A 23,743-nucleotide genomic window follows, 5' to 3' on the forward strand; every position below is an offset into this window, starting at 1 on the left:
CTCATCGAGACAAAAGCTGAAAGTAACAAATCTAGCTCAAGCAAACACCACATCAACGCAATCAAACAATTTAGAAAGGGGCACAGCATTCATGAAAAGAAAGTCGTTTCAAAAAGGAATGGCAATACTATTATCTATTTTATTAGTGATTTCCATGTTTCCAGGCTACATAACAACCGCGACAGCTGAAACAACTACAACTGAGTCAGTCGAAAGGCAGATTCGTTTTTCGTATGAACGAGCAGATCAAAATTACGGAGATTGGGACCTATGGGTTTGGGGAACCGGGGTTAAAGATGGCGACATTAAATTTACCGAGTTTAAAGATGGTAAAGCGTATGCGACCATTCTAGTTTCCGAAAATGCAGACAGTGTAGGGTTTATTGTACGCAAACCTGATTGGTCGGAAAAAGACATTGACGCCGACCGCAATATCACTCTTCACAAAACAGAACCAATAACAAAAGTCCACGTAAAAAGTGGAGAATACGACTTCCATACAGTACCTGAAGTAGCAGGTCCAGTAATATCAGATGGTAATGCTCATTTCTATTACCGTAACCCAGCATTATACACAACAAATGAAATGCACAAAGTAGAAAAAGTCGAGCTAGAAATTTTAGGCCAGCGCTACGAGTTAGAGGCTCAGCCGAAAAATGAGCGTTTCGCGTTCACGCTAGAAAACGTGCCAAACGGCAAGCATGAGTACACCTATTTTGTCACAATAGACGGAACAACTACTCAAGTGACAGACCCGTATAACACCGCTCTAGGCAAATCAACGATCGAACTTGTCCAATCATCGGTAGAAGTGAACGCTTCCGTATATCCGGCTGCGGTGAACTACAACGAAAACGCAGTAGTCACAGTCGACTATACAACAGAATCAGATGCAGTAATTCGTGAAGTATCTATTAATCTATCGGCAATCGGAGGAAAAGAAAAAGTAGCCATCGATCCAGAACTTAACGAAATTACCGTTGCAGTAGACCAAAAGATTACAGCAGGTGTAAAAGAATTACCAATCGTTGCGATTGACCAATTTGGCAATCGCCACCAAGGAAAAGCTATCCTAGAAGTAAAAGCACGCACATTTACTGGCGAAGAGGCAGACTTTGATTGGGATGAAGCGATCATCTACTTCATGCTTACTGACCGATTCTTCGACGGAGATGCTTCCAACAACGACCCATACGGAATCGGGTATGACAAAACAAAGCCAGGTACGTATCAAGGTGGAGACTTCAAAGGTATCACGCAAAAATTAGACTACCTGAACGAACTAGGAATTAACACGATTTGGATTAACCCGATCGTAGAAAATATCAAATACGACGTAAGACATGCAGAGCCAGGTACGCCATACTACGGTTACCACGGCTACTGGGCGAGCAATTTCGGTGAGCTAAACCCTCACTTCGGAACAATGGCGGATTTTCACGAGCTAATAGATGAGGCACACAATCGTGGAATGAAAATTATGATTGATGTGGTATTAAACCATACAGGCTACGGCTTAAAAGCAGACGACGCAAAATACAGCCATATCCCACACTTCCCAACAGACGAAGACCGTGCCCGCTTCGACGGAATGCTTCGTGCAGGTGGAACGGACACAATCCGCGGGGAGCTAGCTGGATTACCGGACTTCATTACAGAAGACCCAGCAGTGCGCGCTCAAATTATCGAGTGGCAAGTCGACTGGATTGAAAAATCAAGAACAGAAAGCGGAAACACAATCGATTATTTCCGTGTGGATACAGTAAAACATGTAGAAAACACAACATGGATGGCGTTTAAAAATGCCCTAACAAAAGAAATGCCGGAATTCAAAATGATCGGCGAGTCGTGGGGCGCAAATGCGAACGATGACCACGGTTACTTACACAACGGTATGATGGACTCGTTACTAGACTTTGAGTTTAAAAATATTGCTAGAGACTTTGCAAATGGGCAAATCCTTTCGGCGCAATCTCGTTTAGAAAACAGAAACAACAAACTATCCAACGGAGCAACAGTAGGAAACTTTTTAGGAAGTCACGATGAAGATAGATTCCTAGAGATGGTTGGTCGTGACTTAGGGCAATACCAAGTAGCAGCTTCTCTACAACTAACGGCTAAAGGCCAGCCAGTTATTTATTATGGAGAAGAACTTGGCCTTGGTGGCAAAGCTAACTATCCTTATTATGACAACAGACAAAACATGCCTTGGCAGGAGATTGATGGGAACCGTACTTTAGCGCACTACAAAAAAGTGTTAGCATTCCGAAACGAACATGCGACAGTTTTTGCAAAAGGCGCTCGTGAAAAGGTAGCGGGCTCAGACCAAGACCAATATTTACTATTCTCGCGCAGCTACAACGGTGATGCCGTATACGTTGGCTTAAACACAGCTAAAGCTACAAAAGAAATAACAGTAAATGCCGGTTCTGAACATGCGGTCGTAACAAACCATTACAAGAACACAACCCATGCTGCTGATAAAAATGGCCATGTAACGTTATCTCTTCCTTCGATGGAAGATGGTGGGACGGCCTTGTTCACAGTGGAAAACGGCTCTTTAAGCGAACTTCCAAAGGGTGATGTGGGTGAAATTCCTGCAGATACGATTCGAATTCATTATCAACGAACAGATAATAGTTACGAAAACCTTGGCTTATGGTTATGGGGCGATGTAGCATCACCTTCGGAAAACTGGCCATCTGGCGGGACGAAATTCCAAGCGGATCAAGTGACGAGCTACGGTGCATACGTTGACGTACCAATGAAAAAAGGTGCCGAGAATATCGGATTCCTTGTGTTGAACGTAACGAATGGTGATAAAGATGGCGAAGACAAATGGGTAGAGCTATTCTCGCCAGACATTAATGAGCTTTGGATTAAGCAAGGTTCAGACCAAGTGTCCTTATATGAACCAGTTGATTTGCCAGCAAACACAGTGCGTATTCATTATGATCGAAATAATAATGATTATGACGGTTGGGGTTTATGGAACTGGCATGATGTACAGTCCCCTTCTGACGGTTGGCCAAATGGTGCGGCAGATGCGGCTGGTGTTGGGAAACATGGGGCGTATTATGATATAAAACTAATAGACAACGCAGAAAAAATTGGCTTCCTTTTTGTAAATAAAAACAATGGCCAACAGACTGGAGATATGACGTTCGAAATGTTAAAAGATCATAACATGTTGTTTGTAAAAGAAGGAGAGGACAGTGTGTACACAGATCCATATGGTGCGGTACCAATTGCGCTATTGTCTGGGGAAGTTCTTTCTGATAAGAAAATTACCCTTCTTTTCACAACAACAGAAGGATTGCATGTAGAAGATTTAATGGAGCAATTAGAAGTGAAGGATGTTGATGGGAACACGGTAGTTGTCACAAGCATTACGATTGAAGATAGTAAGCGAGTGACGCTTCATGGTGAGTTTGACTTAGAGAAAGTTCCGTTTACTGTAACGCTTGGGGATCGTACGATTTTGGCGAAAACTGGCTGGCGCTTAATCGATGAAATGTACGGTTATGACGGAAAGCTTGGGGCAGAGTTGCACCATGACGGTACAGCGACGTTGAAAGTGTGGTCGCCGAAAGCGGAAGATGTAAAGGTTGTTTTATATGATAAAGACGACCAAAACGTGATTGTTCGTGAAATGGACATGGTAAAAGGAGACCGCGGTGTGTGGAGCGTGGAACTATCCATGTTTAATACGGGATTGGATTCTTTAAGAGGCTACTACTATCACTACGCGATTACACATAATGGTGAAACGAAGTTAGCGTTAGACCCTTACGCGAAGTCGATGGCAGCGTGGAGTCATACTAGTGGTGACCCTGTAGGGAAAGCGGCAATCGTGGATATTGGCAGCATCGGTCCAGATTTAGATTACGCAAACATCCCTGGCTATGAAAAGCGTGAAGATGCGATTATTTATGAAGTGCACGTTCGTGACTTTACGTCAGACCCGAATATTGCGGAAAGTTTAAAAGCGCAGTTCGGTACGTTTGCTTCTTTTGTGGAAAAATTAGATTATATTCAAGAACTAGGTGTGACGCACGTTCAGCTATTACCTGTTATGAGCTATTTCTTTGGGGATGAGCTGAAAAATGGCGAGAGAATGCTAGAGTATGCGTCAACGCAAACGAACTACAACTGGGGTTATGACCCGCACAGTTATTTCTCTTTATCTGGTATGTATTCTGAAAATCCGAATGATCCGGAGTTGAGAATTGCAGAATTTAAGAATTTAATTAATGAGATTCATAAGCGTGATATGGGTGTTATTCTAGATGTTGTTTACAACCATACGGCGAGAGTTGGGATTTTTGAAGACCTAGTGCCGAATTATTATCACTTTATGGATGCAGATGGCACGCCACGCACAAGTTTTGGTGGTGGACGTTTAGGTACCACACATAAAATGGCACGTCGTGTGTTAGTTGATTCGATTCTTCATTGGGTAAGTGAGTACAAAGTAGATGGTTTCCGTTTTGATATGATGGGTGACCATGATGCAGAAAGTATTCAAATGGCGTTTGATAAGGCCCGAGAACTAAATCCGAATATTGTGATGATCGGGGAAGGCTGGCGCACTTTTGCAGGAGATGAAGGAGACCCGGTGCAAGCGGCTGACCAAGATTGGATGCAGTATACAGAGGCAGTTGGAAGTTTTTCTGATGAATTCCGTAATGAGTTGAAGTCAGGTTTCGGTAGCGAAGGGGAGCCTCGTTTCATTACAGGTGGAGCTCGTAATGTGAGTCAGATTTTTGATAACATAAAAGCGCAGCCACATAACTTCGTGGCGGATCAACCTGGTGATGTTGTTCCTTATATTGAAGCACATGATAATTTAACGTTGTACGATGTTATTGCACAGTCGATTAAGAAAGACCCTGATATTGCAGAAAATAATTTGGAGATTCATAAGCGTATCCGAATTGGTAATGCGATGGTACTAACGTCGCAAGGTACGGCATTTATCCATGCTGGCCAAGAGTTTGGGCGTACAAAGCAGTGGAGAGCAGAGGCTGCGGAGGCACCTTATAAGTCAACATATATGACGGATAAAGATGGCAATCCGTTCTTGTTCCCTTACTTTATCCACGATTCTTATGATTCGTCGGATATTATTAACCGATTTGATTGGGAAAAGGCGACAAATGCAGAGTTGTTCCCGATTAATAACGTGACGCGTGAGTACACGGCTGGTCTAATTGCGTTACGTCGTTCCACAGATGCATTCCGTTTAGGTACGAAGGAATTAGTGGATGCGAATGTGACGATGGTAGAGGCGCCGGAAGTGAAGGAGCGCGATGTAGTTGTTGCTTATCGCAGCGAAGCAACAAACGGTGATGTGTATTACGTGTTCGTGAACGCGGATATGCAGGCAAGAACGTTTACACTTGGAGAAGATTTAACTTCTGGAATCGTTGTTGTGGACGGAGATGAAGCTGGTGTTGTGGAAGTGTCAGAGCGTACTGGTTTTGAATGGACTTCCGAGAGCATTACGTTGGAGCCATTAACGACTGTAGTTGTTAAGGTGAGCACAGAAGAAGGAACTGAGCCAGGAGATGGTGAGGAACCGGGTGATGGAACGGAACCAGGAGATGGGGAAGAGCCGGGTGAAGGCACGACACCGGGAGCTGGAAAAGATAAAGACAAAGATAAAGAGAAAGAGAAAGATAAAGATAAAGAGAAAAAAGATAAGTCAGATAAAAAATCTGCAGGAGACAAAGCAGGTAATAAACTGCCAAACACAGCATCCAACACGTACAACTGGATGCTACTAGGAATCCTATTCCTAATGCTAGGCGGCGGCTACTTAGCAAGAAGATCATAATGTGAAACGGGGACGGGGTTCATTTTTCATCGTAATTATTACGATGAGAAATCGAACCCCGTCCCCACTTTTCATTTATTCCACCTTCGTCAACACAATCGGCTGCACGTCGCCTTCGCCTTTAAGTTCTAGTTTGTCGCCGTTGAAGTTATAAGCAAACTTAAGTGTTTGATCGTTAAAATTTAACGTTAAATTTTTACCATCCACTTCATAAGTTCCTTCATTACCGCCATACCCGCTATCTAGCGTGTACGCTCCATCTTCCTTAAATTCAAAAGTCATTACCCCAAACTGATCTACCCATTCTCCAACTACTTTACTAGAATCAGAAGAACATCCAGCCAATAAAACTAGCGTGAAAATAGATGCCAAAAGAAGTTTGTGAAAACGCATAAAAATCCCACCCCTATTCATATGTATTCTTTCACTATAAGTTCAAGCGTTGATTGTGTAAAGAGAAAAATGAGAAATGGGGACGGGGTTCGTTTCACATCCTCTAAATGTGAAACGAACCCCGTCCCCACTTTTCATTCGACTGTCGAAATATTTTCATTGATTTTCCACTCTAATCCTCATAAACTATATTAATTGAGTGAGTTTCATAATGTACAATTACTAAGTGAAAAACGAATATTAAACCTATTCTTTCATATAATTTACGTTTTCTTATCGAACGTTATTTTATAATATACGGAACATTCGTTTTTCACTAAACGAACAGTAATTGTGAAATTGATTCAATTAAAACATCTTTCTTCGAAGAGGAGGCATCCACCTATGAAACTCACATCTACAAACGAACATTCAACTGGCATCCTTTTTGCCGCGTTTTCCTATATACTTTGGGGCTTCCTTCCACTATATTGGAAAGTACTCCAACACGTCCCAGCCTGGGAGTTACTCGCTCATCGCATCCTATGGTCACTCGTCTTCATGCTCGTTATCCTACTAGCGATGAAAAAATTCTCGACCATCCCATTAGAACTAAAAACCCTATTTGCCAACAAAAAACGAGCAATCGGCCTAACGCTAGCTTCCATCTGCATTACCCTCAACTGGGGCCTTTACATATGGGCGGTCAACACAAACAACATCGTAGAAGCGAGCCTTGGCTACTACATCAACCCGCTCGTCAGCATCTTGCTCGGTATCATCGTGTTAAAAGAAAAACTATCACGCTGGCAAATGATCTCGATCATCATCGCAAGCGTTGGCGTACTCATCCTAACCGTCAACTTCGGCTCTTTCCCATGGATCGCCATCACCCTAGCCTTCAGCTTCGGCTTTTATGGCTTATTGAAAAAAATGGTCCAACTAGGCGCAGTGATGGGATTAACCATTGAAACATTGTTGCTCGCTCCATGTGCGTTACTGTTTTTGAGCGTCTTGCAAACTGGAGGTAGTGCTTCGTTTGGTATGGACGTCATGACAACTGTATTTTTAATTGGAGCCGGTGTCGCAACCGCGATACCTTTGCTTTTGTTCGCAAGTGGAGCCAAAAGAATACCTCTATCCATGGTCGGGCTCCTACAATACTTAGCACCAACCATCTCATTACTATTAGGCGTATTTCTCTACAACGAACCATTCACCAAAATACACCTAATCGCCTTCATGTGCATCTGGACGGCCCTAACCATCTACACCCTAACCGTCACAAAAGGCCTCAGAATGAAAAGTCGGGACGGGGTTCGTTTCACATCATGAAAAATTCCAGGTGCCAGGCACCACCCGAATTTTGTCGAATGAAAAGCAGGGACGGGGTCGTTTCCCATCATCTTGATGTGAAATAAACCCGTCCCCATTTTTCACATGTTTAAAGCTAGTCTCGAATAATAATAGAAGAGATAAGTCTGTGAGACGAATAGAGGAGGTCATTATATGAACAACGGAATTTATATAAACGGTAAATATGTGGAGTCTAAAAAAACGTACCCACTCCACAACCCACACACAGAACAAATCATCGCCCACATCGCCGATAGCACAGAAGAAGAAATGCAACTTGCCATCGAAGCAGCACATACAGCATTCCAAAAAACGAAAACTCTCACTTCACTAGAAAGAGCGGAAATTTTGTTCCAAGCAGCAGACATCCTAGAAGCCGAAAAAGAAGAAGTGGCAAACCTCATCACAACAGAAGCGAGCAAGCCAATTTCCGCCTCACGCCTAGAAGTGGAGCGCTCTATCCAAACACTACGTTTCTCGGCAGAAGAAGCAAAGCGCATCACAGGTGAATACATCCCATTAGATGCAGCAAAAGGTGGAGCCGGCCGCGATGCCTTCACCATTCACGAACCAATCGGTGTTGTCGGAGCCATCACACCATTCAACTTCCCGCTGAACCTCACCGTACACAAAGTCGGTCCAGCTATCGCAGCCGGCAACACGATCGTTATCAAACCATCCGAGCAAACGCCGCTATCAAGCTTCAAGTTAGCAGAAATCATCACGAGAGCAGGAGCACCTACTGGAACAATTAACGTCGTACCAGGAGACGGCCCAAAATTAGGAAAGGTTTTACTAGACGACGCTAGAGTCGAAAAAATCTCATTCACAGGTAGCCCTACGGTTGGAAAACTAATCAAACAACAAGCCGACCTGAAAAAAGTAACACTCGAACTTGGCAGCAACTCCGCGTTGTACGTCGACGAAACAGTAGCAGAAGACCTACCATCCATTGTGCAAAAAGCCGTTATTGGAGCTTTTGCATACAACGGGCAAGTTTGCATCAGTACGCAACGCATATACGTTCACCAAGCGCTTGCCCCACAATTTATCCAAATGTTTGTGGAAGTAACAAAAAAACTACCATATGGCGAGCCAACTGACCCGAGTACAGTAGTAACAAGCCTAATAAATAAAAAGTCACAAGCTAGAATACTAGAATGGATCGAGGAAGCGATACAAAATGGTGCCACCCTTCTAACTGGCGGTGAAGCAAAAGATAACGGCATTCTACCAACCGTTTTAACAAATGTAGCAACAGCAGCAAAAGTATCCTGCAACGAAGTTTTCGGCCCAGTCGTCTTCATCAATGTTGTCGAAAACGCAGAAGAAGCAGTAAGCGAAATGAACAATAGCGACTACGGCCTAAACGCCGGTATCTTCACAAACAACCTAAAACAAGCACTACAACTTGGCCACCAACTCGAAGTAGGGCAAGTCTTCATCAACGACGTACCAACAACCCGCTTCGACCACATGCCATACGGCGGCTACAAATCATCCGGCTATGGCTACGAAGGCGTCAAATACGCCATCAAAGAAATGACCAAAATGAAAATGATCAGCCTTAACTACCAATAAACCCCATGTGCCTGGCACTTTTGCACAAATGCAAAAGTGCCAGGCACCACCCGAAGTTTGTCGAACGATTTTTCAGTAGTAGCTACTGTTCTCAATAACGTTCGACAGACTCCCCAAATCTACTTCTCTATAATAGAATGGTAACTAGTTTAATAGAGGAGGAAAAAGATTTGAATTACATTTTTCGTACCATTATTTTATTAATAGTAGCCAGTTTAGTTTTAGCTACGCCCGCCTTTGCAAAAAACGACAACGCTAAAACAACGCTAAAAAGTCGTTAGTAGCGCTTGGAGACTCTATTCCGTTCGGATACAACTTAGGAGAAGACAACTTCGAGCCTTCTAAATTCGCCTTTCCGTATCTTATGGGAGATGCAGCAGACCTAAGGGTAAGAAACTTAGCAATCCCTGGTTGGAGAACAGACCACCTATTACCAACCATCCAACACGACGAAAAATACCGTCAAGCGATTCGGCATGCTGATTATATTACACTAAATATTGGTAGTAATGATTTATTGCAAGTGTTAGGGGCAGCACAAGCGTGTGGTCCGTTTATTGGACTATGTATAAATGAAGGTCTCCAAAACAGTCTGATGTTAAGTAATTTAAACTCTATTTTAGTTGAAATACGAAGCCTTACAGATGCACCTGTGGTCGTATACGATGTTTACAATCCTTTTCAAGATAATGCCCCGTTACATGCGTTAGCGGTAGGGATACTACCTCTAGTTAATGGTGGAATTTATGCTACTGCATTCCAACATGAAAACATAAAAATAGCTTATGCTAACGCGGCCTACGGTTCTAACCAAGCAGAATTCGTTCGCCTCAACGACATCCACCCAACTATTGCTGGCCAACAAAAATTAGCCGAAATTGGCCTACAAGCACTTGGGCTCTCACATTCAACAAAAAAACAAAAAAAATAAAAAACTAGACCAGATTTCACAGTGGCATTGAACACACACCACTAGAAATCTGGTCTTACATTTTTTTCTAGGTGCCTGGCACTTTTGCACAAATGCAAAAGTGCCAGGCACCACCCGAAATTTGTCGAATAATTTTATTGCAACTTTTTCTTCCTTTATTCGTATTACTTTACATACAATTGTAACGGAGAGTTAAAAGGGGGAATGTGGCGTGAAGGTTCGCAGAATTAGCATCATTTTTACTAGTTTACTTGTATTATTTTTATTTTTACCTATAAATGCTTCTGCCGAAGTGGTAGTGGACGATAATGGAGGCTTCTTTTCGCAAGCAGAAATAAGTGAACTTCAATCCACTTTCGCCAATTCCGAGTTCCGCTATTACGTCAGAACGATAGATAGCTTGAACGGAAAACCCATTGCATCAGAAGCAGACAGACTTTTCGATGAAATGAAATCGAGCGGCTATGATGCGACCGTCCTTATTTCTGTTGGCGACGGCGAAATATACATGAACGTAGACAAACTAACGAAGATCGATAGAGCGATCCAACTAATGGGCGGGTCCGAAGCAATCGGTAGATTAATAGACGAAACGTTCATGGTCTCAGCAGGCGAAGGCCGGTTTGGTGAGGGAATGATCAACCTTTTCGGCAAAGTCGAACAGCTTTCAAAAGAAGTTGGGACAGGTGGAAGAGTTCCTCCTACAGAACCTAACCAACCAGCGACCCCAACGCCTGCACCAACCCAAAACAGCGGCAGCTCATCTATTGCCCTGTTAGTTATACTTATTGTCATCACGGCAATCTCCATCATCGGCCGTTTTATCTATTTAATCAATAAGCGAAAGCAAATAACGAACCTTGTTCAAACTTTGCACGCAAAACAAAAAGCTCTGCTTGGAAATATACTCGATCCATTTAATCAAGCAAGCGATAAGCAAAAACTGAGCAGAGGCACAACACAAGCGGAATTTCGCCAACTCTACGACCGACTGGCTCAATTTTTAACAGAAGCAAAAGAAAGCGAAGTCACACTAGAACGCCTCCTTTCCAACGCGCAAAACGAAAAATTATTCAAACATTTTTTCGGGTTCGCACAAGTGGAGTCGAAGTGGAAAAAAGAAATTGCCGCTTTAGAAGACAATTACAACAACCAAGAAGCAAACTTTCAGCAGGTAAATGAGCAAGTGCAACGCTTAACGGCAAAAGAAATGCACACGAACCGAAAATTAAAAGAATTCACCGAAACGCTCGCACAATGTTCGCGTACGGTGGAAAAATTCAGATTAGAGCACCGACACTCGTTCACTGCTCTTTTGGAAAAAATGGAAGGCGCAAATAGTAGATTGAAGCGAGCGGTAGCGTTAGACGACGCGTTCGATTTTTCAGCGGCCCATGCCATACTGCCGGAAGTTAGCGAAAGTGTCGAGGACTTGCGCTCAGACGTGAAGCTGCTCGGGGAGTTACTAGAAGAAGGAGAAACGCTCGAGCCGATGATTTTGGAAACGGAACGAGAGCTGAAAACTTTGGTGTCCCAACAAAACTTACTGTTAGTCGACGAAGATTATGCTTCTTTGATCTTGAAGGCTCGTGACGTGTTAAAAGCATTTTTGGCGGAGTTACAAGTTGGAAATGTGAAGCGTGCCGACCAAAGTCGAGTGGCGATTGTTGAGTTGTTAGCGGATGCGAAGAGAAGAGTGGGTGCGCTAATTCAATACCGCGATGAATCCCGGAAGCGTGTTTTGGCGGTGTCAGAGGAACTGCCAGCTTATAAAGGGTTAGATGGTAAGTTTGGGGCAGAGCGAACGAGGCTTAATAGTGGCTATGCGGAAGTGTTGTGGAGCCATTTGGAAGCGGATTTTGTTACGATGAAAGATTTCGTGGAAGAAATAGATAAGAAGATTGTAGTAGTAACAGAGGCGTTGAAGCCCGATGTACAGCAATACAAGAAGGCAAATGAAGTAACAGTGGCCATGTTGGCAGAACTTGCGAAAGTGCTCGAATTGCATGATGCGTGCTTTACCGCATTTAATCAGTTGGAGAAAAGACGTGGTTCTGTTACAGAATCGGTGGAATCTGCTTTGAAGCGGGTTGGCGATTTAGATAAGAAAGTTTCACAGCATAAACTGCCAGTCGATTTATTTGTAATTAGTAGGTTACTGGAAGATTTGAAGTTTTTACGGGAAGAAGTGGATCGTAAGCCAGTTCATCTACAATTAGTTACGGATAAGGCTGTGCTTGCGGAGAAGCAGTTAGCTCAGTTGGAAGTGCATGCAGATAGTTTATTAGAAGAAAAACGAAAAGTCGAGCGCGAGTGGCAAGATTTGCAACACTCGTACCGAAACATTGATAGGAGACTTGGCTTAAGGTTGTTAATGTCCAACTATAAATCTCGTTTTGGGACGTGTGAAGCGCAAATTGCTCGTTTAATTGATGAAGGTAAATATGCTGATGCGCGTGCAGAAATTGCGATAGGCAGGAGGATTGTCGATGAAATGGTCGCAGAAGAGCGTCGGATTCGCGCCGAAGAACAAAGACGTGCTGCAGCAGCCGCGGCCGCAGCAGCTGCCCGAAACCGTAATAACGGTGGAGGCGGTTTTGGTGGAGGTTCTGGCGGTGGATTTGGAGGCGGCTTCGGCGGAGGCGGTGGTTCACGCGGAGGTGGCGGAAGTTTCGGCGGTGGATCTCGAGGCGGCGGAGGAAGCTTCGGTGGCGGTTCACGCGGAGGCGGACGGAAGTTTTAGGCTAGTTTGAATGATTGTGAAGCACTTCTCTATCTATGAAATTTGTAGATAGGGGAGTGTTTTTTGCTTTGTAGGGGATGTTTTCATTCTGGATTTGTCCGATTAGGTGAATTTCGGTGAGAAAGGTTAATTGGCTGGGTGTGAATTTTTGGTGGGGAGGAGGTTTATCGGCGAAAATTGACAGTTTATCGGCGAAAATGCGGGTTCAATCGGCGAAAACCGGCAATTTATCGGCGAAAATGAGGAAACAATCGGCGACCATAATAGCCAATCGGCGAAAACAGACTTCAATCAGCGAAACTATTAAATTATCAGCGAAAGCGTGCTTCAATCAGCGAACGAGCGAGAGGACAAATAATCCAACACTAAACGCAATCTAACAACGAGCAAAAACAACCTCAAAAAAAGCAATAAACAAGGGCAGATCACCGCCCACGTTTATTGCTCCAATCAAATCTATTATTTCTTTTCTAACTTCGCCTTCAACGCCGCTAACTCATCATCCACCGAACTCGTGCGGTCTAACAGGGCTAACTCGTCATCTAACGATTTGTTCGCACTACGTAACTCTTCCGAAGCCTCCGCTTGTGCTTCATGATGCATTACCTTTTCTTCCATGCGCTCAAATCCAGCTTTTGCGCCAGTTCCGATTCCAGACATCGTACGGTTTACTTTGGCACGCGCCTTCGCACTTTCCGAACGAGCTTTCAACGAATCTTTCTTCATCTTCATGTCACGTAACTCGTCTTTCATTTCACGCAACTTTTCTTTTAATTCTTCCGATAGCTTTGTAGCTTCTTCTACTAGTAGATCCAAAGACTGAGCTTGTGCTTGCTGCTTGTTTTTATCCTCTAACACACGGCGAGCTAAATCTTCATCACCAGATTGCAACGCTTTAATCGCTTGCTCTTCGCGTTTAGCAACAAGGTCTGCAGCCTCTGCGTATTGCTTAGACAAAATTTTCTCGTTTGCAATTTGCTTTGCTACAGCTGCTTCGACATCTGCAATATCCTTTTCCATATCTAAAATAAACTGATCCAACATTTTCCCTGGATCCTCAGCCTTATTTAATAATGCATTCAACTCAGAAGAAACAACAGTACGAACACGATTGAAAAAACGAAACATCCCAATCCCTCCTATAATAAAAGAAATGTAATTATTCCCATCATAACACAACACTATAATGCAATGGTCTAATCAATATTACGTACCAAAAACAAAAAAGTTTCAAAAGATTTACAGGTGCCAAAGATTTACAGGTGCCAGGCACCACCCGAAATTTGTCGAATGAATTTTCTAAATTGTGTTGACATTTTGCCTTTACCGAATTAAAGTAGTAAATATGAAATTCAACTTAATACTTGATCTCTTATCAAGAGAGGCGGAGGGACTGGCCCTATGATGCCCGGCAACCGTTCCATTTTTACTTGGAATTGGTGCTAAATCCTGCAAAGCGACTTTACTAGTCGTTTTGGAAGATGAGAGAGGAAGTTCGGATATTGTCTGCCGTATGAACCTCTCTTTTTAGAGAGGTTTTTTCTTTGTTCAAAAAACCTCTCAAATTTCGTGGTGGGATTGGAGGAAACATTCTAAAACAACTGAGTCAGTATTAAGACAGTAAACTACTTAATTAGGAGGAAACAAACATGAAAAAATCAATATGGAAAGCCGCAATAACAACAACCCTAGCTTTTTCTTTATTGTTAACAGGATGTAATTCAAGCAAAAGCTCATCAAACCAATCGAATAACGTATCTTTTGAGAATGTCCCAGAACGCTTTGCTACAGGGGATGGAGCAAAGATCAAGGTAATAAGAAAAATTGGAGGGGATGACCATACCGCTCAATTTCTTGCAGGAGCGAAAGAAGAGGGCGAATCGCTAGGCTTTGAGGTGGAAGTTTTCACAGCGAACGGTGATACAGCAAAATTTCACGATGCAATTGAACAAGCATTAAATCAAGATTTTGATGGCTTTATTATTTCTCACGGTGACGACGCTGCAACAGTCGATGCGGTGAAAAAGTTAGTTGATAACGGAAAGAGCGTCGTGACGTTTGATTCAAACCTAGACTTGGCTTCTATAGAAGGTGTCACATTAACATCTCAAGATGATGAAGCTCTGGCAAGTCTTGCGCTCAATCAGTTAGTAGCGGACTTCAATGGAGAGGCGAACATCGTGTACTTATGGGTAGACGGATTCCCTCCAATGGTAAGACGTAATAATGTGTATACACAAGTCCTAGCGGAAAATTCAGGATTGAAGGAAGTGGAGCGCTTCGGTGTAGCGGCAGCCGATACATCCGTTCAAACGCAAAATGCAGTAGCCGCGATGTTAAACAAACATCCGAAAGGCTCCATTGATGCAATCTTTGCAACGTGGGATGCATTTGCAATTGGGGCAGCTCGTGCGATTCGCGAAGCAGGCCGCGATGAGATAAAAATATACGGAATTGATGTTTCCAATGCAGATTTACAAGAAATCCAGTCAGAAGGAAGCTCGTGGAAATATACTGCGGCTGTTGATCCAAAAACAATTGGCGCAGTTAACTTAAGAATTTTAGCAAAAAAATTAGCTGGAGAAGAAACGCCACAGCATTTTGATCTAGATGCAGCATTAATTTCTCAAGATGAGCTTCGTGAAGCAAGCGAGCCAGTCAACATGGTGAATTTGAACAACATTGTGGAAGGATGGGGGACGTCCACAGTGTTTGAAGAAGATTGGATGAAAGTTTTGAAGGAACATTACAAGAAAAAGTAGATGGAAGATAGTGAGATTACTAGTTTAATGTGAAATTGTAGAAGCGATTGACGATGATTTGTGGTCAATCGGCGAAAAATGGGATTTTACCGGCGAAAATGAGGAGTTAATCGGCGAAAATTAACCTTCAATCGGCGAAAATGGGCCATCAATCAGCGAGTGCATTGCTCCAATCGGCGAAACACCCATGATATCAGCGAAATACCTTTGTTATCAGCGGAAGTAAAATAATCCCAGGTGCCTGGCACTGTTGGAACAACGCAAAAAAGTTGAGCCAATAAAACAGTGCCTGGCACCTGTAACAATTCTGTAAAGGAGGGGAAACAAAGTGGCAATACAAAACTCGGTTCTACATATGAAAGAGATTACTGTAGAGTTCCCTGGAGTACGAGCGCTAGATAGTGTTAGCTTCACGGCCACACCAGGCAGCGTGCACGCATTAATCGGGGCAAACGGCGCTGGCAAATCAACACTCATGAAAGTTCTCGCTGGCGCTTATTCCAACTACGCCGGAACGATCACATACAACAACACGCCGTTATCAATCAAGTCTCCAAAAGACGCACAGCAACACGGCATTCAAATCGTCTATCAAGAAGTGGACACTGCACTCATCCAGACCTTAACCGTTGCAGAAAACATATTACTATCAACACTTGTCCACGACATGAAAGGTCGCCAGCTTATCAACTGGTCCCAATTACATAAAACAGCAACCGAGATCTTGAACCATTTAAAAATAAACGTTTCAAGCAAAAAACTCGTCAGTGAACTAACACTTGCTCAAAAACAAATGGTTCTAATCGCTCGTGCCATTTCTACCGATTGTAAAATCCTAATTCTTGACGAGCCAACCGCACCATTAAGTCATACCGAGACAACCGAACTTTTCCGGATCATTCAAAGCCTAAAAAAGAACAACATCGCCATTATCTTTATTTCCCACCGACTTCCGGAAATCTTTAACATATGCGATGAAATCACCGTCTTACGAAACGGAAAATTTGTAACAAATCAACAAATCAACAACACAGCACCAGGCGAAGTCATCGAGCACATGCTAGGCAAAAAGCTAGCCGACCAGTTTCCAGCAAAAACGCACAAGCCATCCGAAACTATATATGAAGTAAAAGGCATCACCGACAAATCCCAAAACGTGCGGAACATCTCCATAAACGCCAAAGCAGGAGAAATCGTTGGAGTGGCTGGCCTTGTTGGTGCAGGCAAAACCGAACTGTGCAAAACATTATTCGGTTGTTTTCCTATCGAGGCTGGAGACATTTTTTTAAGAGGAAAAAAGCTATCGCCCAACAGTCCATATGAGGTAGTGAAGCAAGGAGTCGCGCTCGTGCCCGAAGAAAGGAGAAAAGAGGGGATACTCGTCTCCGAATCAGTGAAGGTCAACTTAACAGCTGCGCATCTTCAAAAATTTACAAATCCGTTCGCCTTCGTTAAGAAAAAAGAAGAGCACAAACAAGCAACAGAACTAATTGAAATGCTCGGGATAAAAACGCCATCCGTGCTCACGACTGTAGAGCATTTATCTGGAGGAAATCAACAAAAAGTTGCAATTGGCAAATGGCTCATTACAGATGCGGATGTGTATATTTTTGATGAACCGACAAAAGGAGTGGACGTCGGAGCGAAGCGGGACATTTTTGAATTAATCGTAAAGTTAGCCGGAAAAGGGAAATCAGTCATTTATGCGTCAGCCGAATTACAAGAAATTTTAGGCATTACTGATCGGACATATGTCATGTATGACGGGGAAGTTGTGAAAGAACTAACAACTAAAAATACGAGCGAAGAAGAAATTTTGTATTTTGCAGCAGGAGGGAAGTAGCATGAGTGCCAAAGTGGAAACAGAAAAACAAGTACAATCAAAAGCGAGGTTGGACTTTTTTGCATTCTTTTATAAATATGGAACATTATTGACCATTGTTGTGCTTGTCTTAGTGTTTGCGTGGGCGAATCCAGCATTTATTCAAACGAACAATATTATAAGTATTTTGCGGTCCATTTCGATTGTCACGATTATTGCGATAGGAATCACGATTTCTTTAGCAGTGAATGGATTTGACTTATCAGTCGGTTCTGTGGCATCGCTGTCTAATGCAGTTGTTATCTCGATGTTTGTTTGGTTTTCTCAAAATACACTAGTGGCAATCGGTGCGGCGATTTTGGCTGCATTAATTGTTGGTGCGTTGAATTCGTTTTTGATTGTAAAAGGGAAAATTCCAGACATGTTGTTAACGCTAGCAATGATGTTTATTATACAAGGAATTGCCTTAACGTATACGAGAGGTGCCACGATATCGCAGAACATGATTATGCCAGATGGCACATTTGCTGAAGGCGCAATCCGTTCATCTTTTGCAAAAATTGGCCAAGTGCCATGGATTATCATTATTATGCTAGTTGTCGTTGTGGCTGTACATTTGTTTTTAAACTATACGAAACACGGTCGATACATGTATATCATCGGAGGAAATATAGAGGCGGCTCGTTTATCAGGCATACCAGTCAATCGGTACAAAACGGTTGCTTACCTTTTGTCAGCGTTATTTGCTTCCATCGGTGGAATCGTGCTGGCGTCAAGAGTGATGACAGCAGAAATCAATGCTGGTTCCCCATACTTAATGGACGCCGTTGCAGCAGCTTTCATTGGCTTTGCGGTACTTGGAGCAGGAAAACCGAACGCATTCGGTACCTTCGTCGGGGCAGTATTAATCGGAGTACTATCTAATGGCTTAGTCATGATGTCTGTTCCATACTACGCTATGGACATCGTCAAAGGATCCGTCCTCGCCTTCGCACTCCTACTAACCTACTACAAAAAATAATTCGACAAAATTCGGGTGGTGCCTGGCACCTGTCAATAATCAATAAAAAACAAAGCAGTCGATTCGTTATCGACTGCTTTGTTTTAACTTACTCTTCATACCCGTTCGGATTATTCTTTTGCCATATCCATGAATCGCGGCACATTTCTTCTAACCCTTTTTCCGCAACCCAGCCAAGCTCTTCTTGAGACTTATTTGGGTCTGCATAACATTCGGCGATGTCACCTGGGCGGCGAGCAACAATGCGATAAGGAACATCGCAACCGGATGCTTCTTCAAACGCTTTAACCATTTCAAGTACACTATACCCTTTTCCTGTACCTAAGTTATAAGCTGCAACGCCAGTAGTCCCTGTCACTTTTTCTAATGCCTTTAGATGGCCCTTCGCTAAATCAACAACATGGATATAGTCACGAACTCCTGTACCATCAACAGTAGCGTAGTCGTCACCAAACACTTGTAGCTGAGGAAGTTTTCCAACTGCCACTTGTGTAATAAATGGCATTAAGTTATTCGGAATGCCGTTCGGGTCTTCCCCAATACGTCCACTTTCATGTGCACCAATTGGATTAAAGTAACGTAGTAGCGAAATGCTCCACTCATTATCAGACACGTAAAGGTCACGCAAAATTTCTTCAATCATTAATTTTGAACGTCCATATGGATTCGTTGCACTTAAAGGGAGATCTTCAGAAATTGGTACCGTATCTGGCATACCATAAACAGTTGCGGAAGAACTAAAAACAATGTTTTTCACTCCGTACTTAGCCATTACTTCACAAAGATTCACCGTTCCCGTCACATTATTATGGTAATAATAAAGCGGTTTTTCCACCGATTCTCCAACTGCTTTTAATCCTGCAAAATGGATGACTGATTCAACAGAATGCTCTTTAAAAGCTCGTTCCAAAGCACCCTTATCAAGAATATCGCCTTCTACAAACGAAAAGTCTTTCCCTGTTATTTCTTTCACACGCTTCAAAGATTCTGTCTTACTATTTGAAAGGTTATCAAACACAACAATATCATAACCTGCTTCTAACAATTCCACACATGTGTGACTTCCAATATACCCAGCCCCACCAGTAACTAAAATAGCCAAACAAACGGCCCCCTATCTACTTTCATTCTGATATTCTACCTCTTCCATTTTAATACATAAGATAATATAAGTAAAAGAGTACCACTGAATTATATTATGAAACTATTTTACTACTTCGAGTCCAAAAAAATTTCTAAAAATGATATACTTGATATCTACAAGTGGCAAGACCTTGCAGAAAATGTGTAATAAAAGAAGGATGTTTTTAAATGAAAATTCATATAAAATGGCTACGAGCTTTTTCCTGGTTACTAGTGGTAGCTTGGATGTTTTTAATCTTCTTTTTGTCTGCACAACCAGCAGAGCAATCAAGCCAACTAAGCGGTGGAATTACGGATGCAGTGATAGAAACAGTAGAGAAAGTCTTGCCAAATGTATCGATAAATAGGGATACGGTAAGTCATTTAATTCGAAAGAATGCTCATTTTCTTGCTTATTTGATCTTAGGTGTTCTTGTTACAAATGCGCTCTATCAATCTAGTAAATTACGAGGAAAACAACAAATAGTGTTAGCTTTTATCATTTGTGTACTATATGCTATTTCAGACGAAGTGCATCAGCTATTTGTTCCGGGTAGAAGTGGTGAGATAAGAGACGTAATCATAGACAGTGCTGGTGCTGCAGTGGGTATTTTTACATTTCACTTATTAATATTATTAGGCAGAAAACCATTAAGAAAAAGCAAAACAAATACACAATAATAGTAAAAAAGTCTATCTCAACAGATAGACTTTTTATAACTAACCGAGATTAAAAATAACCATTATTCAAATAATTCCCTGTACACAACAGCTTTTAAAGCGGTTATTTCTTCTTCACTTAAACGGAGTTCTAACATATCTAACACATCTAACACCTTTTCTTCTGTTAGTTCATCTTGAGTTAATGAAGTGATTTCTTGAATTTCAGAGAATTTCAGATTCCGCATTACTACAATGGCGGCTTCTTCTTTTGTTTGAAAAGCGAGATTTTCGGTCTCTACAACGGCACCTTCTGATATATATGCTTTTAGTGTTGGACTCTTAGATACAAATTCCTTTGCCAGAGCTAAATCTCCACTCGTTACTAAATCACTTCCAACATAATCTGTTACTTTATTTTCTATATACAGATGTCCTAACTTATAAGCACCAAAGCCAAACCCAATTAAAATAAGAATGGTAATAAAGAAACCTTTCATAAGCTACTACATTCCTTTCGACTTTTTTAATAAGTGAATCAATTTCATAATTACGGTTCGTTTAATGAAAAACATTTTAGTGTAATACATAATAATATTTTCGTTTATTAAGGTTATAAATACGAAATTTTATGCTATCATTCGTTTTTCGTATAGTAGTCATACATTATGAAGCGGACTCAAGTATAATACATTAAACTAATTTCCATCAAAAAAACCCCTCGATAAGGGGCATACATAACTTATTTATTCCTTTTCTTATAAATAAAATACCCAACCTGAACGACTAAAGCGATCAATACGGTTGTCGGGAACAACACGATAAAGCTTGCAATTGAGGTTAAATCGCCCCAATTTGGATCAGAAAAATAAACATAAACAGAATAAAGTAGAGAAACGACGAATCCAATTAAAATACCATAGAGCGTAATTTTGAATTTCTCCAACATCACATAGGCCTCCTATGCCCGACATCTAACATTTCCATGTATTTATATTATGCGATAGAAGACTTTAGAGGATAGTATATAAAAAATTATTTAGCTATCAAAAACCCATTACTTCCTTCTTTTTTTACTTTGTACAGCAATTCGTCTGCTTGTAATAATAACTCTTTCGCAGACTTACCGTGTTGTGGATATAATGAAATTCCTATGCTCAACGTGACATGGAGAGTATGGTTGATTAAAACGTACGGCTCGCGCAATGCTGCCATTAATCGGTTAGCAACAAGCTCAATATGCTCCTTGCTTTGAATGTTCCGCAATAGAACAACAAACTCGTCTCCACCTAACCGAGCAGCCATATCATTTTCGCGAATTTCTGTTTTTAAGCGCTTTCCTATTTCTATTAGCAACTCATCGCCAACGTCGTGCCCATACGCATCATTTATTTGCTTAAACTTATCACAATCTAAAAATAATATCGCCATTATGTCATCGTCACTAGCATGCTCTAACGATTCATTAAATACATTTTCTAGCATTCTACGATTCGGCAAACCTGTCAAACTATCATGATTCGCATTGTGCCACAATTTGTCTTCAAACTGTTTTCTTTCCGTAATCACTCGGCCAGTGGAAATGAAAGAAACAATCTTCTCCTCTTGTACAATTGGCGTAACTTTTACTTCCACCCATACTGGCTCCCCTAGGTTATTCGAATAGCGGAATTCCATGGAAGTTGGCTCACGTGTTGCCAATAATTTCTTATGACACTCGTCAAGAATATGAATGTCTTCTTCCCAGACCCCAAATAACATACTTTCTCCGACCATATTTTCATGCGGAATTCCTAATACGTGAGTAAAAGAAGGAGAAGCATACGTTACTTTTTTGTTTGTGTTTACAACTTTTATTAAATCCTGAGAGTTTTCTGTAATGAGTCGATATTGCTTCTCACTTTGCATTAACGCCTCACTAATTTGCTTCTTCGCAGTAATATCAAAACGTATCGCCACATATTGAGTGATTGAGCCATCTACATCAAACAGTGGTACAATGGTCGTATCGCCCCAATAATATGTTCCATCTTTTCTCACATTGCGAATTTCACCTTTCCAAACATTCCCTGATGAGATGGTTTCCCAAATATCTTCAAAAAAAGACTTCGAATGATAATTAGAATTGACAATACGATGAGTACGACCGATAATTTCGTCAGGAGCGTAACCAGACATTTCAGAAAACTTATCATTTACATACGTGATAATACCTTTCGTGTCAGTAATCGTTACATTTGCTGATGCATCTAGTGCCGCTTTCATATTTTGTAAATCTTGTAACGACTTTTGAAGCATTTCTTCTGCACGCAACTTCTTGGTCACGTCTTCTGCTATAACATAAGTTCCTCTATATTGTTGGTCTATAATAATGGGAACCGTTTTACATTCTAAATGAACAATATGTCCAAGTTTATGTTCTATTTTTAATTGAAAATCTGTAATCGTTCTATTCTTAATAATGTCATGGTCTTTTGCTTTGGATAAAACGTGTTGAAAGTTAAATCCAAGGGATTCTCCTTCTGAATAACCAGAAATCTTTTCACAAGCAGGGTTCATTTTTTCAATGACACCTTCCGGATTTAACATGAAAACACCTAGACTATTATTTTCAAATAATGACTTGTAATGCTCATTACTCCATTCTAATTGTGTTTCTAATGAAATAATGTTTGTCATGTCACGATAGATCATCGAATAAGCAACAAGCTCCCTTTTTTCGTTTGTTAAGGGAGAGTAGCTAATAGAAACTGAAACTTCCTTCTTTGACTTCGTTAATCGTTTTGTTTCGATTACTGGAATATTAATAAACTTACGTAAAGAGTGTTTAATTTGACTAACGCCTTTTTTTTCTTCATCTGGAATTAAATCAATTTCATTCCAATGTTTTCCGTATAATTCTTCGTTAGTCCATTCAAACATTTCTGTAAATGCTTGATTAGCTCTAACAACTTTATTATCTGTACCGATAATTAATATAGCATCAGAGGTAGAATCTAAGAAAGATTTCATAAATAAATAGTCTTCTTGTTGTTCTCTAAGGCTTTCAATGTTCTTTGTTATGCCGATTGCTTCCGAACACGTACCGTCTTTTTTTATAATCGGCGTTATAATGGTCTCTGAAGAAGGTTTATTTAACAGAAACGGGTTTAAACCGGTAAAAACAACACGTTCCTTTCTCCTAATACAATCGAGGTAATATTCGCTAAATCGTTGATAAGAGGATGCAGATAATACATCCTCGAACTTTTTACCTATAAATCCTTCACCAAACAAGTTTTTCGCGGCATTATTTAAATTGGCGTACAAAAGTTTGCCATCCTTATATTCTATTAAAAAGACCATTTCATCCATTTGGTCAAAATAGTTGGAAAAGAATGTGTTATCACCCAATTCGTACACCCCGCTTCGTAATAAAATCGACAAATTTTTCAGTAGTCATATTATTATTATAGAGAATATTTTGCAATTTTCCTATTATTTTTTGAACTTTGTAAAATATTAGTATATGATGAAATTACAATAAGAAAATAA

General features: G+C 41.3%; 14 protein-coding genes, 1 pseudogene and 1 riboswitch. Of the genes and pseudogenes, 9 read left to right on the forward strand and 6 right to left on the reverse strand.

Features of this window, described 5'->3' with window-relative positions; all coding sequences use genetic code 11:
• The first annotated feature begins 91 nt into the window (after nucleotides 1-91).
• Entirely contained in the window at nucleotides 92-5,839 is a 5,748-nt protein-coding gene (locus tag CDZ92_RS17790) for a pullulanase (RefSeq protein WP_096156539.1), read from the forward strand.
• A gap of 75 nt (nucleotides 5,840-5,914) precedes the next feature.
• Here the strand turns inward: CDZ92_RS17790 and CDZ92_RS17795 are convergent, their stop codons facing one another.
• Nucleotides 5,915-6,232, reverse strand: coding sequence for a DUF5640 domain-containing protein (locus tag CDZ92_RS17795; RefSeq protein ID WP_096156540.1), 318 nt, complete (start codon nucleotides 6,230-6,232; stop codon nucleotides 5,915-5,917).
• Between the two features lie 384 nt (nucleotides 6,233-6,616).
• Between CDZ92_RS17795 and rarD the strand changes: the two genes are divergently transcribed.
• The 4 genes and pseudogenes from rarD to CDZ92_RS19740 all read left to right on the forward strand — a co-directional run bounded on the left by rarD (nucleotide 6,617) and on the right by CDZ92_RS19740 (nucleotide 12,822).
• Entirely contained in the window at nucleotides 6,617-7,546 is a 930-nt protein-coding gene (gene rarD, locus CDZ92_RS17800) for an EamA family transporter RarD (RefSeq protein ID WP_096156541.1), read from the forward strand.
• Nucleotides 7,547-7,720: 174 nt separating this feature from the next.
• Nucleotides 7,721-9,148: an aldehyde dehydrogenase family protein gene (locus CDZ92_RS17805; RefSeq protein ID WP_096156542.1), complete on the forward strand. Its 1,428-nt coding sequence runs from the start codon at nucleotides 7,721-7,723 to the stop codon at nucleotides 9,146-9,148.
• 289 nt (nucleotides 9,149-9,437) lie between these two features.
• Nucleotides 9,438-10,079, forward strand: a pseudogene (locus tag CDZ92_RS17810) (SGNH/GDSL hydrolase family protein); the annotation flags it as partial.
• Nucleotides 10,080-10,290: 211 nt separating this feature from the next.
• Nucleotides 10,291-12,822: a septation ring formation regulator EzrA gene (locus CDZ92_RS19740; RefSeq protein ID WP_141395244.1), complete on the forward strand. Its 2,532-nt coding sequence runs from the start codon at nucleotides 10,291-10,293 to the stop codon at nucleotides 12,820-12,822.
• A 459-nt stretch (nucleotides 12,823-13,281) separates the two neighbouring features.
• Here the strand turns inward: CDZ92_RS19740 and CDZ92_RS17825 are convergent, their stop codons facing one another.
• Nucleotides 13,282-13,950 (reverse strand): PspA/IM30 family protein, encoded by a 669-nt coding sequence (locus CDZ92_RS17825; RefSeq protein WP_096156545.1) that lies wholly within the window; start codon nucleotides 13,948-13,950, stop codon nucleotides 13,282-13,284.
• A gap of 241 nt (nucleotides 13,951-14,191) precedes the next feature.
• Nucleotides 14,192-14,310: riboswitch (SAM riboswitch) on the forward strand.
• Nucleotides 14,311-14,471: 161 nt separating this feature from the next.
• Between CDZ92_RS17825 and CDZ92_RS17830 the strand changes: the two genes are divergently transcribed.
• From CDZ92_RS17830 to CDZ92_RS17840, 3 genes are all read left to right on the forward strand, one after another.
• Nucleotides 14,472-15,584: a sugar ABC transporter substrate-binding protein gene (locus CDZ92_RS17830; RefSeq protein WP_096156546.1), complete on the forward strand. Its 1,113-nt coding sequence runs from the start codon at nucleotides 14,472-14,474 to the stop codon at nucleotides 15,582-15,584.
• Nucleotides 15,585-15,912: 328 nt separating this feature from the next.
• The gene (locus CDZ92_RS17835; RefSeq protein WP_369679954.1) at nucleotides 15,913-17,427 is read left to right on the forward strand and encodes a sugar ABC transporter ATP-binding protein; all 1,515 of its coding nucleotides are present in this window, start codon (nucleotides 15,913-15,915) and stop codon (nucleotides 17,425-17,427) included.
• Nucleotide 17,428: 1 nt separating this feature from the next.
• On the forward strand, nucleotides 17,429-18,427 hold the full coding sequence (locus tag CDZ92_RS17840; protein ID WP_096156547.1) for an ABC transporter permease: 999 nt from the start codon (nucleotides 17,429-17,431) through the stop codon (nucleotides 18,425-18,427).
• Nucleotides 18,428-18,515: 88 nt separating this feature from the next.
• Here the strand turns inward: CDZ92_RS17840 and galE are convergent, their stop codons facing one another.
• Complete coding sequence (gene galE / locus CDZ92_RS17845; RefSeq protein ID WP_096156548.1) at nucleotides 18,516-19,529, reverse strand: UDP-glucose 4-epimerase GalE; 1,014 nt, start codon at nucleotides 19,527-19,529, stop codon at nucleotides 18,516-18,518.
• 209 nt (nucleotides 19,530-19,738) lie between these two features.
• On the opposite strand from galE, the gene CDZ92_RS17850 reads away from it, so the two are divergent.
• A complete protein-coding gene (locus CDZ92_RS17850; RefSeq protein WP_096156549.1) occupies nucleotides 19,739-20,230 on the forward strand; it encodes a VanZ family protein in 492 nt (163 codons plus the stop codon).
• Between the two features lie 62 nt (nucleotides 20,231-20,292).
• On the opposite strand, the gene CDZ92_RS17855 is transcribed toward CDZ92_RS17850, so the two are convergent.
• The 3 genes from CDZ92_RS17855 to CDZ92_RS17865 form a co-directional block, all read right to left on the reverse strand.
• Nucleotides 20,293-20,709, reverse strand: a complete 417-nt coding sequence (locus CDZ92_RS17855) for a hypothetical protein (protein WP_096156550.1) — start codon at nucleotides 20,707-20,709, stop codon at nucleotides 20,293-20,295.
• A gap of 242 nt (nucleotides 20,710-20,951) precedes the next feature.
• Nucleotides 20,952-21,158 (reverse strand): hypothetical protein, encoded by a 207-nt coding sequence (locus tag CDZ92_RS17860; RefSeq protein WP_096156551.1) that lies wholly within the window; start codon nucleotides 21,156-21,158, stop codon nucleotides 20,952-20,954.
• A gap of 86 nt (nucleotides 21,159-21,244) precedes the next feature.
• Nucleotides 21,245-23,602 carry a PAS domain S-box protein gene (locus CDZ92_RS17865; RefSeq protein ID WP_096156552.1) on the reverse strand — a complete coding sequence of 786 codons (2,358 nt, stop codon included), beginning with the start codon at nucleotides 23,600-23,602 and terminating at the stop codon, nucleotides 21,245-21,247.
• Between the last annotated feature and the right edge of the window lie 141 nt (nucleotides 23,603-23,743).

Source organism: Bacillus sp. FJAT-45066 (assembly GCF_002335755.1).
Classification (GTDB): domain Bacteria; phylum Bacillota; class Bacilli; order Bacillales; family Bacillaceae_I; genus Bacillus_CD; species Bacillus_CD alkalisoli.

Excerpts from the sequence above, each read along its gene's own strand:
- CDZ92_RS17840 (WP_096156547.1), top strand. The coding sequence starts at position 17,429 with ATGAGTGCCAAAGTGGAAACAGAAAAACAAGTACAATCAAAAGCGAGG.
- CDZ92_RS17795 (WP_096156540.1), bottom strand. The coding sequence starts at position 6,232 with ATGCGTTTTCACAAACTTCTTTTGGCATCTATTTTCACGCTAGTTTTA.
- CDZ92_RS17805 (WP_096156542.1), top strand. The coding sequence starts at position 7,721 with ATGAACAACGGAATTTATATAAACGGTAAATATGTGGAGTCTAAAAAA.
- rarD (WP_096156541.1), top strand. The coding sequence starts at position 6,617 with ATGAAACTCACATCTACAAACGAACATTCAACTGGCATCCTTTTTGCC.
- CDZ92_RS17850 (WP_096156549.1), top strand. The coding sequence starts at position 19,739 with ATGAAAATTCATATAAAATGGCTACGAGCTTTTTCCTGGTTACTAGTG.
- CDZ92_RS17830 (WP_096156546.1), top strand. The coding sequence starts at position 14,472 with ATGAAAAAATCAATATGGAAAGCCGCAATAACAACAACCCTAGCTTTT.
- CDZ92_RS17825 (WP_096156545.1), bottom strand. The coding sequence starts at position 13,950 with ATGTTTCGTTTTTTCAATCGTGTTCGTACTGTTGTTTCTTCTGAGTTG.
- CDZ92_RS17790 (WP_096156539.1), top strand. The coding sequence starts at position 92 with ATGAAAAGAAAGTCGTTTCAAAAAGGAATGGCAATACTATTATCTATT.
- CDZ92_RS17860 (WP_096156551.1), bottom strand. The coding sequence starts at position 21,158 with ATGTTGGAGAAATTCAAAATTACGCTCTATGGTATTTTAATTGGATTC.
- CDZ92_RS17855 (WP_096156550.1), bottom strand. The coding sequence starts at position 20,709 with ATGAAAGGTTTCTTTATTACCATTCTTATTTTAATTGGGTTTGGCTTT.